This window comes from uncultured Gimesia sp., from assembly GCF_937910335.1.
Classification (GTDB): Bacteria; Planctomycetota; Planctomycetia; order Planctomycetales; family Planctomycetaceae; genus Gimesia.
This window is the reverse complement of record NZ_CALEMX010000519.1, coordinates 1-10,825: the sequence shown is the minus strand read 5'-3', so window position 1 is coordinate 10,825 and position 10,825 is coordinate 1. Positions and strand designations below refer to the sequence as shown.

The 10,825-nt window shown below is 47.8% G+C and carries 8 protein-coding genes; 6 read left to right on the top strand and 2 right to left on the bottom strand.

The window, feature by feature from the left end:
• Positions 1-1,397: dicarboxylate/amino acid:cation symporter (locus Q0668_RS21280; RefSeq protein ID WP_298868336.1), on the top strand; the 1,397-nt coding region annotated here is incomplete at its 5' end.
• A gap of 205 nt (positions 1,398-1,602) precedes the next feature.
• The gene (locus Q0668_RS21275; RefSeq protein ID WP_298868334.1) at positions 1,603-3,165 is read left to right on the top strand and encodes a GAF domain-containing SpoIIE family protein phosphatase; all 1,563 of its coding nucleotides are present in this window, start codon (positions 1,603-1,605) and stop codon (positions 3,163-3,165) included.
• Positions 3,166-3,171: 6 nt separating this feature from the next.
• Here Q0668_RS21275 and Q0668_RS21270 read toward each other — a convergent pair whose 3' ends face one another.
• Both Q0668_RS21270 and Q0668_RS21265 read right to left on the bottom strand, forming a co-directional pair.
• Positions 3,172-4,452 (bottom strand): hypothetical protein, encoded by a 1,281-nt coding sequence (locus tag Q0668_RS21270; protein ID WP_298868332.1) that lies wholly within the window; start codon positions 4,450-4,452, stop codon positions 3,172-3,174.
• A 315-nt stretch (positions 4,453-4,767) separates the two neighbouring features.
• A complete protein-coding gene (locus Q0668_RS21265) occupies positions 4,768-6,846 on the bottom strand; it encodes a HEAT repeat domain-containing protein (protein WP_298868330.1) in 2,079 nt (692 codons plus the stop codon).
• Positions 6,847-7,104: 258 nt separating this feature from the next.
• Here Q0668_RS21265 and Q0668_RS21260 point away from each other — a divergent pair, with 258 nt between their 5' ends.
• The 4 genes from Q0668_RS21260 to Q0668_RS21245 form a co-directional block, all read left to right on the top strand.
• On the top strand, positions 7,105-7,896 hold the full coding sequence (locus tag Q0668_RS21260; RefSeq protein WP_298868328.1) for a hypothetical protein: 792 nt from the start codon (positions 7,105-7,107) through the stop codon (positions 7,894-7,896).
• 17 nt (positions 7,897-7,913) lie between these two features.
• Positions 7,914-8,735 carry a formylmethanofuran dehydrogenase subunit C gene (locus Q0668_RS21255; protein ID WP_298868326.1) on the top strand — a complete coding sequence of 274 codons (822 nt, stop codon included), beginning with the start codon at positions 7,914-7,916 and terminating at the stop codon, positions 8,733-8,735.
• A gap of 40 nt (positions 8,736-8,775) precedes the next feature.
• Positions 8,776-10,437 carry a fatty acid CoA ligase family protein gene (locus Q0668_RS21250; RefSeq protein ID WP_298868324.1) on the top strand — a complete coding sequence of 554 codons (1,662 nt, stop codon included), beginning with the start codon at positions 8,776-8,778 and terminating at the stop codon, positions 10,435-10,437.
• The coding region (locus tag Q0668_RS21245) for an NAD(P)-dependent oxidoreductase (protein WP_298868322.1) at positions 10,434-10,825 on the top strand (392 nt) is incomplete at its 3' end. The genes Q0668_RS21250 and Q0668_RS21245, both read left to right, overlap by 4 nt.

Genomic DNA, 10,825 nt, shown 5'->3' with positions numbered 1-10,825 from the left:
ACCAGTTCAAAGATCGTAAAGAATTACTCGCGCGCTTTCCAGAATTCGAAAAGACACTGTCCAAGGGGGAACCAAAAAAACCGGTGAAGGTCGAAGTGACTGAGCGGTTGATCCACTTTATTGACTCTGCAAAAAAGTATGAGCTAAGTTATAGCCGAAAAGTGAATCGCAAGACTATTCTTACATCGTATTCTGCGCCGACCGGCGAGGAGTTGGTGAAAACCTATCCCCGGTGGGAAACCGAATATCAGGTACATGGCATAGGAATTTCCTATAATGCGATGGCGATTTCCAAATGGTTAGGCGACCTGTTTTTGCGGCTGCTGAAGATGGTGACGATTCCTTTGATAGTAACCTCCTTAGTGACGGGCATTGCAGGTCTGGGAGATGCAGCTCGCTTTGGAAAGATGTTTTCCCGAACGCTTCTGTATTATCTTACGACCAGTCTGCTTGCCATCTCAACCGGTATCTTTTTTGTAAACCTGATACGCCCCGGAATTGGCGCGGACCTGCCGGGAGGTACTGGCAGTCTCTCTACCGGACAAGATTCTGTCGGTTCCGTCTTTCTTGATATGGCAGATCGCCTGATTCCCACGAATATTGTCCATTCGTTAGGGCAAGGAGAATTTCTTTCGATTATTTCTTTCAGCATGCTTGTGGGAATATTTATTATTCTTGTTGGTGGCAAACATGCTAAACTACTGACTGATTTCTTTCAGGCCGGTTTCGAAGTCATGATGCGGATGACGATGTTTATCATCAGTCTGGCTCCGATTGGTGTGTTTGCATTTATGTTTTATGCGGTTTCTTCGCAAGGCATTGAGATCTTCAAGATTCTCGGCTGGTATATGATTACAGTGTTTCTGGCTCTACTGGTGCATGCGGTGATTGTCTTGCCTTGTATTTTGAAATTTGTGGCGCGGCGTTCGCCCATTGAATTTGCGCGTGCTATGAGCCCGGCATTGATGACTGCCTTTTCAACGGCCTCCTCAAACGGAACGCTACCCTTAACGATTACCTGTGTGGAAGAGAAGGCAGAGGTTTCGAATGAGGTCAGTTCGTTTGTACTTCCTTTAGGTGCGACGATTAATATGGACGGAACCGCTTTGTATGAAGCGGTGGCTGTATTGTTTATTGCACAGGCTTATTCCGGGGGTGTCATGCCTTTAGAGCAACAAGTTCTGGTTGCGATTACCGCATTGCTGGCGAGCATCGGTGCTGCAGGAATTCCTCATGCCGGCCTGGTGATGATGGCCATTGTTTTGCAGGCAGTTGGTCTGCCACTCGAAGCACAAGGCGTCATTATTGCTGTCGACCGGGTATTGGATATGTGTCGTACTTCAGTCAATGTCTGGAGCGATGCTTGTGGAAGTGCCGTGATTGATCGATTTCGATAGGAGCGATTCAATCAATTCCGTTTCCAAGTTGACCCGAAGCTGCTGGAATCCGTGATTGTCAAAGATTTCTCCAGGGATAACCGTTCCAACCGTCATAATCTGGCTACCAGGTGTTCTGTCAGTTCCTGATTGTCGATAGAAGAAAATAGAGCAATCCGCTTTTAACTAATCATTTTCTCTCTTGGCGTCTTCTGGATCAGGTGAAATGGAACAGACACTCACCCAACCTCTCGAATGGATTCACAGCGTTTGTGATCAGTTTACGGAAATCACCGGATGGCCCTTGCTATTCACTCCTTCCAAACCGGAAGAGCGAAAATTGTTGGAAGAGGAGCTGTCCGAGAGTGATAAATACTGCTGGTATGAGTCGATTGAAGACGGGAATCAGTGTCTGGGTTATCTTTATCTGACGCTACCTGAAGAATCGACCAATGATTATTTATTTGTCACCGCGAGGAAATTTGCGGAACTGGTTGGAAGTTTGATTTCCCGCATTGAAACGATGAACGCGTCGTTGGAAGTCAAGAACAAAGAAGTGACAACACTGATGGATGTAGGTCTGTCTTCTGCAAAGCAGGATGGCCTGCAGGACGCCCTGCAAAAGTTATTAGAAGCGGCATTACAACTTACCGGTCTGCGGACTGCCGGCTTCTTTTTGCTGAGTTCCGATTCGAATCAATTATCACTTCGAGTTCAGTCCTCGCTGACTCACTTTGAAATCCCATTTCATCGCAGAAAGTTATCTGAATCTCCCCCTGATATGGAAGCGTTTACTGACGAGGGAGTGGTGATCAGCCGACAGGATGCTACCGAGCAGTCTGAATGGTTACCAGAAGGATGTTTGACGGGAATCTGTGTTTCTGTGCAGTCCGATACGGGCCCGTTTGGAACGCTTTGGGCATTTGACCGTCGTGCCCGACAAGTCAAAGATCGTGATATCCACGTATTAAAATCGATCGGTGCCCAGATCAGTACGATTTTGGAGAGAACGGTTTTATTAAAAGAGAGCCAGAATCAGATTCGTCTGAAAAAAGAACTCAAGGTTATCTCAGAATCCTTTCCGGCAGAGTTAGTCCGAGATTCCACTCAGGATCGCGAATTTCAGGCAGCCGTCCAGACAATCAGCCATCATGAAGTAGGTGGTGATTTATGCGAATTTATCAAGCTTTCACCGCATGTGACCTGTTTTGCGTTAGGGGATGCCTCCGGAGACAGTATTCCTGCTGCTGTGGTGATGGCATCGGTCCGGGGCGCCTTACATACCTTGACCGAAGGACCTATCGAACAGGCAAAAGATACACGATTTGTGATTAGTCGGATTAATACATCCTTATATCATACTTCACTACCTCATCAGTTTATGAGCATGATTTACGGTGTGATTGATACCAGGAATCGGACTTTTACCTACACAAACGCAGGGCATCCCGCACCATTCTGGGTACATAAGGGGAAGATCAATAATTTAATGTCTCACGGTATGTTACTGGGGGTCACTGAAGCGAACGATTATGATTACTCTGTCATGCCGTTATGTACGAATGACATGATTGTTGGTTTCAGCGATGGAATCAGTGAAGCGATGAGCAGTGAGCGAAAAATGTTTCGCTCGGATGGGATCATGAAAGTCCTGGAGAGTCATACTGAAGATACGGCTGAAGTCGTTCTGGAAGGAATCTGGTCCAAATTGCAGGAGCATCTGGAAGGCGGACATGATGGGGATGATCGGACTCTGATGGTCATTAAATTTGCACGCAACGATGATTGAATCCGTCTAACCGACGATTCGAAAATTTGGACGATCTTCGCTGTGGCTTCCATCAGTGCGAGTGTGTTTCTCTTCAGTCCATTCTTGCGGTGCCTCTGCTAATAATTCGATGTTGGAATGGTGATCGTTTTTCAGTGTCGTACTTAGGTCCGGTTTGCCCGTCTCTGCTATTTTTGACGTGTTGTTATCCAGAATGGGTTCTTGCATCCAGCGATTCACGCGTAAGACCTGCGAGCGTGGAACAGTGATGGGGAAATGGGAGCATCGATAACTATTTTTGTTCTGGTTCTTCCATTCGTTGGCTAATTGCGGGCTTATTGAGGCCAGATTTAAAGCCTGTTCTCCGTCATTAATTGATTGTTGGATCATGCGGGCGATCAACGCAGTCACAATTTCCTGGGGAACCTGATCTCGATGACCTAGCGCCAGATAGTCGGTTCCTTCCGCATGCTGCAACCCATAAGCGCAGACCGCCAGTGAATGGTTAATAAATAATGCGTCGATGCGTGCCATTCCCTGTCGAACGGCGGGCGCATGAATTTCTTTCAGGAAGGCCAGCTTTCTACTTTGAGAATAGTGGCCACCGGCGAGAGTTGTCTGATTTCCGAGAGTGAAATCCATCTGTTCGAATTCGGACCAGAGATCCCAGCGTGGACTCCAGCCGGGAGCCGAAGGATCTTCTAATCTTGATCGATAAAAGGAGACATGTCCTGCTTCCGCTAAGATCTGTTCAGCAGTTTCTATACGCTGTTTTGTTTGTTCTGTTCGACTCTCTAAATAAGAGTTCCAGTTTGTCTCCAGCGTATTGATCATGGGAAGATGGCGCCAGACGGCCCGAGATCCCTGAAAGCCGACAGATTTAAAAGCATTGGATGTGCGTTTGCGGTCATGGCCTTCCTGATCAATATAGCGAAAGTCAATCAGATCCCAATCGCGTTTGGAAGTTTTGATATGTCGCATGGCTGTGACCATTGTTGCAGCCGGGTTGGGTCCGATCTGGCCATAAAATGCTCCCCAGCCATCCAGGGGATTGGTCAATACGCGCATGGTTCCCATTTTTGTCTGAACAGGCTTCACCACCAGTGGCACGATACCGATGATTTTGTTTCCCAGAGTAATGAAGAGCACTCGTAATTTGAGTCCTTCGCCGAAATGCTCCCAATAATGTTCCAGCCATTCCGGAGAATGTGCGAAGGTGACTCCTTTGGTTTTTCCGAGCAGGGAACGCCATGCCAGACGAAAATTGTCAAGGCGATCAATATCGTTGACTTCGGCAACTGTGATCATGGCGACTCCAGTAATGGAAAAGGCGAGATGCGTTTTAAATCTTCGGTAAAGAGAGGTTCCTTATTAAGATTTGCAACAATCATGCCACATTTCTTTGAGACAATCGAAGCTGCCTCAATATCTAACTGGTATCCGGCATTGAAACGGACTGTGATGATAAATCGTTGGGGATATTCCTGTTAGAACAGAGGTGAGCCCTGAATATATCAACGAATCCAGCAAGCTAGATCAGCTTGCTGGATTCCTGATGTTGTTTTTAATCAACATGCATTCGGTTTTGGTTGAGAAAAATCAACATTGTCTCTCAACAGATCTTTAGCTGCCCAGTTTTTTGAGGGCCGCTTCGGCTGCTTTTTTGACGTTGGGGTCTTTGTCCTTCGCAGCGGTTTTTAAGGCCTGTGTAATCTCTGGTGTTTTGATTCCAAACTCTCCCAAGCTGATGGCAGCTTCCAGGCGTGCATCCGGATTAGGGTGTTCTGTGAGGAGAGTCGTCATCGCGGGAGCAGCGGCTTTTGCTCTTTTGGGACTCGGATCAATTTTTGATAAAGCCCAGAGAGTCACAGCATTTTCATCTTCATGACGTTTGGCGAGTTCTTTTTCCAAAGCGGGAACGGTCGATTTGGCTGCTTTTCCAAATCGGGCCAATGCGTATGTGGCAACCACTCTTAATACTGGATCAGCGGAATCCAGATAGGGGGTGATCTGAGGAATAGCAGAAGCTGCGGCGGGCCCTATTTCTGCCAAAGCGGTAATCAGTTCCATGACGACCTGTTGATCTTTTTCCTGCTTGAGGGCTTTGCTGAGACCGGGTGTTGCTGATTTTGCCAGAGACCCCGTCATGGAGATCGCATTGGCTGCTTCGCGGCGGATAAGGGGGTTTTCATCTGCAAGGATTTTGATCAGTCCTGGTAATGCGGCTTTGACAGTCTCGGGATCATGAGGATTTTCTCGAAGCAGCGCCCAGGAGCAAACCAGGTGGAATCTTTCATCTTCAGAGGAAGAAGCAGCATATTTTTTAATGAGTGGTAACGCTTTTTTGCTACCAATTTTTGAGAGGGCATAGACGGCGGTATTTCTGGTTTTGCCTTTTCCATTTTTCATAATATCAATGAGATCAGACTCTGCTTTGATTGCGGCAGGACCAATTTCTCCCAGGCTGACAATCGCGTTCTCACGAATATCGGTATCAGTTGATTTTGTGAGCTTCATCAATTCGGGTATGGCTGCTGATGACCCAGCTCCGATCTCACCCAAGACATGAATTGCCAGTAGTTTCAGGGAAGAATCTTTGGATAATAATTTATTTAACGCTGGGACGGAGGCTTCTCCAATGGCAGCCAGGGTAGAGGCAGAAGTAAGCGTTAATGCGGTTGGTCCCTCCTGCATGGCTTTCGAAAGTTGGGGGACAGCCGAAGAGGCATCGGGCCCAATTGATCCCAGAGCCGAAGCGGCATCCAACTTGACATTCAGATCAGAGTCAGAGAGTAACTTCGATAACCCAGGCACTGCCGATTTTGCTTTTGCACCATAATTACCCAAGGCGATGGCAGCATGCGCACGCACTTCGGCAGAGGAATTCGTAAGCAATGGAATCAAAGCGGGAACGACTTCTTCAGGTTTAGCACCGATAGCGCCCAATGCATGGGCTGACCGCCAGACTAAGCTGGTTTCTTCTACTTTCAATGCTTTCAATAAAGTGGGAATAGCTGCTTCACCCTGCACACCCATCTGAGCAAAGACATCGCAGATTTGCTGGCATTCGACGGTATGATTGCCTTTGTATTTGGTTTTTAATTTTGCCAGTAGAGGTTTGACCGCGGGGGCACCAATTTCCGCAAGCGCGACGGCAGCGTCGGAGCGCACTTCGTTAATCGGCAGATCGAGACTGCTGATTAAAACTTTGATTGCCTTGCTTTGGTTTTCAGCATTATCCGGGTTAACGGACCAGAGCGTCCAGGCAGCGGCAACTTTGATGTAGGAGTTATTACTTTCCAGTAATGTGGCAATTTGTTTTTCCGCCGGCAGAGAAGCGGGACCAATCTGTCTCAAGGCTTTTAAGGCATTAAATTTGAGAATGATGGAATGGCTTCGCAGGATTTTTGCGAGTTCGGGAACGGCAGCGGCAGCATCTGGACCGATTTCACCCAGAGCTATGATCGCTTCACTACGTAATCCAACAGAGTCCGACTTAATCGCTTTGATCAAGGCCGGAACCGCTGATTTCGCAAGGGGACCGATCTCTCCCAGTTCGTGAGCCGCTAATTCCTTTTTCCCTTCATCCTTACTATCTAACTCAAGAATCAGTGAATTAATGTCAGGAGCTTGCGCAGCTGCAAAATCGGTACAGAGTAAGCAAATTCCCAAAAAAAGTCCTGCTGTAAGTAACTGACGCATGAGCATTGATCCTGCTAATCACATTTCGAATGCCAATTTTTCCGAAAGGTAAAGAAATCGTATTACCTTTTGAATTAAAGACTGGCGAAGTTGGATGAAGAACATTAAACTGTATTATTATAGATATCATGATTTGAGTTCAAAAATCAAGTAATTCTTCTCAGTTTCGTCAGGAAAAAAGACAAGCCCTCAAGAATGAATTGAAAAGTTCATATTGTAGTGGGTTTCTCGTTGTTAGTTTATGTTCAGGGGTGAGTGATGAATACAGCCATGCGCAAATTGACCTTATCTGGATTATGTTTGATGGTTCTGATATCAGCCGGACCCATGCTGGAGGCTGCAGGCCCCTTTTTCCCTAGAAGAACCATTTATAATTATGGAGGAGGACTAAGTCCTTCAGTCTATTATGGCAACCGCTGGGGTGGCGGTGGTTATTACGGCGGCGGGTACTACGGTGGTTACAATGACGGCGGCGCGGCGGCCATTAAAGCGCAGGGACAAGCCCAGGTGGATCGTTCAAAAGCGATGATCAATTATCAAGAGGCGCAAAGTAAACAGCTTGATAACCAGAAGAAGATGGCTGAGACTTATGTTGCCCGTCAAAAAGCACAAAGAGCATCCATCGCCGAACAACAGGAAATTATCAAAGCCAAAGATGCTGCAAGGCAAGCCGCTATGGAAAGACAGGCTGAGAAAAATCGTAAAATGCGTGAATCCGGTTTAAGCCCTTATTTTAATGCGTCTGCCTCACAGGATAGTGAAAGATTGAATTCCAGTCAGCTCAATCCGGCAACGGGAGAAATTTCCTGGCCTGAGTCACTGATGGGAAACGAGTTTCAGGCGTCTCGTGATAAGTTACAAGAGCTCTATTCCTTAAAAAATTCGACTGGTGTGACTTCCAGCCTTTCCCGGCAAATCAGTGATGAAGCAAACTCGATGAAGAATCTCCTCCGAGGTCAGATTCGCAACATGCTTCCCAATGACTATCTGGCTGCACGCGGATTCATTGAGGGTCTGATCAATATGGGAAAAACTTCCGTCACTGGCTGATAAAGAATGCTTCCTGAATGGCTCTTACGCTGACTCTTAAGCAGACACTCACGATTCCTCTAGAAGTGAATTTAGTGAATCATGAATCGGTGAGTCAGCAATCGACCGACATAATACGTTCGCTTCCTGTGTTGCATGGCAACCGTCGATTAGCAATTACCGATTTTTTTGATGTGCAGCAGACTTCCAGTGATGAAGATCTCGTTGTCTGGTCGGGTGATTGTTCCCGTGTGAAGTATATCGGCGCGGGGTTGACGACGGGACGGGTTCGAGTGGAAGGCAACGCTGGAATGCATCTTGGTGCAGAGATGTCGGGTGGCGAGATTCTGGTGGAGGGTGATGTCTCAGACTGGATTGCGACCGAGATGAAGGGAGGCACGATCTGCGTCAAAGGCAACGCCGGTGATCTAGTGGGGTCAGCCTATCCGGGAAGTAAGCGGGGCATGAATGGAGGTACCATTCTGATCCACGGGAATGCAGGCAATGAAGCCGGGCATCGTATGCGCAGGGGCACGATTGCCATCGGTGGTACTTCAGGTGATGCGATCGGTTTCGATATGATCGCGGGTTCCATATTTTCATTTGGGAAAATCGGCAAGCAGCTGGGGGCCGGCATGCGGCGCGGAACCATTGGTCTGTTTGGTGAATCAAACGAGTTGGAGCTACTGCCGACGTTTCAATATTCGTGTCTATACCGACCGACGTGGCTTTCCTTTTTTTTAAGAGAATTAATGGCTTCTGGTTTTCCCGTCTCCGATGATTGTTTCGAAAGTGACTATCGACGATACTGCGGAGATTTTCTGGCATTCGGTAAGGGGGAAATTCTGGTTCGTCAGTGAAGCTCGCCGCCTTTGTTAACACCGGGCGTTCCTTAAGACCATGTCTATTCAACGCAATATTGCCGATCGACTTCGTCAGTCGGCTCTTGACTATCCCTTTCAAAAAGCGGTTGTCTTTCCAGCAGGAAAAGACAAACAGAAACGATATACCTACAGTAGTTTGACGTTTCAGCAACTTGATCAGGAGAGTGATCGACTGGCCCGCGGTCTGATTCAGCTGGGAGTGCAGCCTGGAACGAGAATGGCATTGATGGTGCGTCCCGGCTTGGAATTTATCGCGTTGACCTTTGCGTTATTCAAAGCGGGCGCTGTGATTATTTTGATTGATCCAGGGATGGGTGGAAGAAATATCATTCGCTGTTTGTCAGAAGTCGAGCCGGAAGGCTTTGTGGCGATTCCCTTAGCACAAGTTATACGCAAATTTAAACAGCGAACTTTTCCCAAAGCCCGTTTGAATGTGACTGTGGGAAAACCGGTGCTGACGTCCGGTATTGATTATGACTGGTTGCGGGGTGGCGACTGGGAACCGTTGGAAATGATCCAACGCACCGAAACCGATCCTGCTGCTATCATCTTTACCAGTGGCAGCACGGGGCCTCCCAAGGGGGTTGCTTACGAACACGGAATGTTCTGGTCACAAGTTGATCTTTTGCGCGATTATTATCAGATTCAACCGGGAGAAGTCGATTTGCCTGGCTTTCCCCTGTTTGCGTTGTTTAATTCGGCGATGGGGGTCACCACAGTTGTTCCCGATATGAATCCGACCAGACCGGCGCGCGTTGAGCCTGCCAAAATTATTAGACAAATCAATGATCAGGGGGTTACACAGGCATTTGGTTCCCCGGCGATGTGGAATCAGATTGGGCGCTATTGCGAACAGCATCAGATTAAACTGCCTTCTTTGAAACGAATTCTTTCAGCGGGTGCTCCGGTACCCGTGCATGTGATTGAACGTATGCAAAAGACTTTTGTGAATCCGGAAACTGATATCCATACTCCCTATGGAGCGACCGAGTCCCTGCCGGTGGCTTCGATCAGTGGACGCGAAGTGATTGAAGAAACGGCGGTACAAACTCAAGGCGGAGCCGGCACGTGTGTGGGTACACCCTTTCCGGGAGTGCAGTTTAAAATTATTGAGATTCACAATGAACCGATCACTGCGTTTGAACAGGTTGGAGAGTTACCGGCGGGTGAAATCGGGGAAATCATCGTGCAAGGGCCGATGGCGACGCGCGAATATTTTCTGCGACCTGAGGCAACAGCACTGGCGAAAATACCGGATGGAGAACGATTCTGGCATCGGATGGGTGACGTCGGATATCGTGATGCCACCGGGAAACTCTGGTTCTGTGGACGAAAAGCTCATATCGTGGAGACATCAGCAGGGCCGATGTTCACAATTTGTTGCGAGGCGATTTTCAATCAGCATCCGCGCGTTTATCGTAGTGCGCTGGTTGGAGTAGGTGTTGCACCAACTCAGAAACCGGTGATCATTGTTGAACCAGAGCAGGGAGACTTTCCCGAAAGCCAAACAGCTCGCGAGCGATTCACGCAGGAACTTTTGGAATTGGGTCAGGCGAATTCTTTAACCGAGTCGATTGTAACGATTTTGTTTCATCGCTCATTACCCGTTGATGTACGGCACAATGTAAAAATATTTCGTGAAAAACTGGCACCCTGGGCAGAGAAGCAAATCCGATGAAAGTACTTGTGACCGGGGGAGGCGGCTTTCTTGGTCTTTATATTGTGGAACAGCTAGTGGAAGCGGGAGAGTCGGTTCGCGTTTTCTGTCGAGGAGAGTACCCGCGTCTTAAAGAATTGAACGTGGAAACCGTGCAGGGCGATCTCCGTGATGCCTCTGCTGTCCAGCGCGCCTGCGATGGTATCGATATTGTCTATCATACGGCAGCGGTTTCTGGCATCTGGGGGTCCTGGGATTATTTTTACAGCATCAATACACAGGGCACGTTGAACATTCTCGAAGCCTGTCAATCGCAGGGGGTCAGCCGACTTGTATACACGAGTTCGCCAAGTGTTGTTTATGATGGATCTGAACATAAGAATGCGAATGAAAATTTACCGTATAGCGA

Excerpts from the sequence above, each read along its gene's own strand:
- Q0668_RS21260 (WP_298868328.1), top strand. The coding sequence starts at position 7,105 with ATGAATACAGCCATGCGCAAATTGACCTTATCTGGATTATGTTTGATG.
- Q0668_RS21250 (WP_298868324.1), top strand. The coding sequence starts at position 8,776 with ATGTCTATTCAACGCAATATTGCCGATCGACTTCGTCAGTCGGCTCTT.
- Q0668_RS21265 (WP_298868330.1), bottom strand. The coding sequence starts at position 6,846 with ATGCGTCAGTTACTTACAGCAGGACTTTTTTTGGGAATTTGCTTACTC.
- Q0668_RS21255 (WP_298868326.1), top strand. The coding sequence starts at position 7,914 with ATGGCTCTTACGCTGACTCTTAAGCAGACACTCACGATTCCTCTAGAA.
- Q0668_RS21270 (WP_298868332.1), bottom strand. The coding sequence starts at position 4,452 with ATGATCACAGTTGCCGAAGTCAACGATATTGATCGCCTTGACAATTTT.
- Q0668_RS21275 (WP_298868334.1), top strand. The coding sequence starts at position 1,603 with ATGGAACAGACACTCACCCAACCTCTCGAATGGATTCACAGCGTTTGT.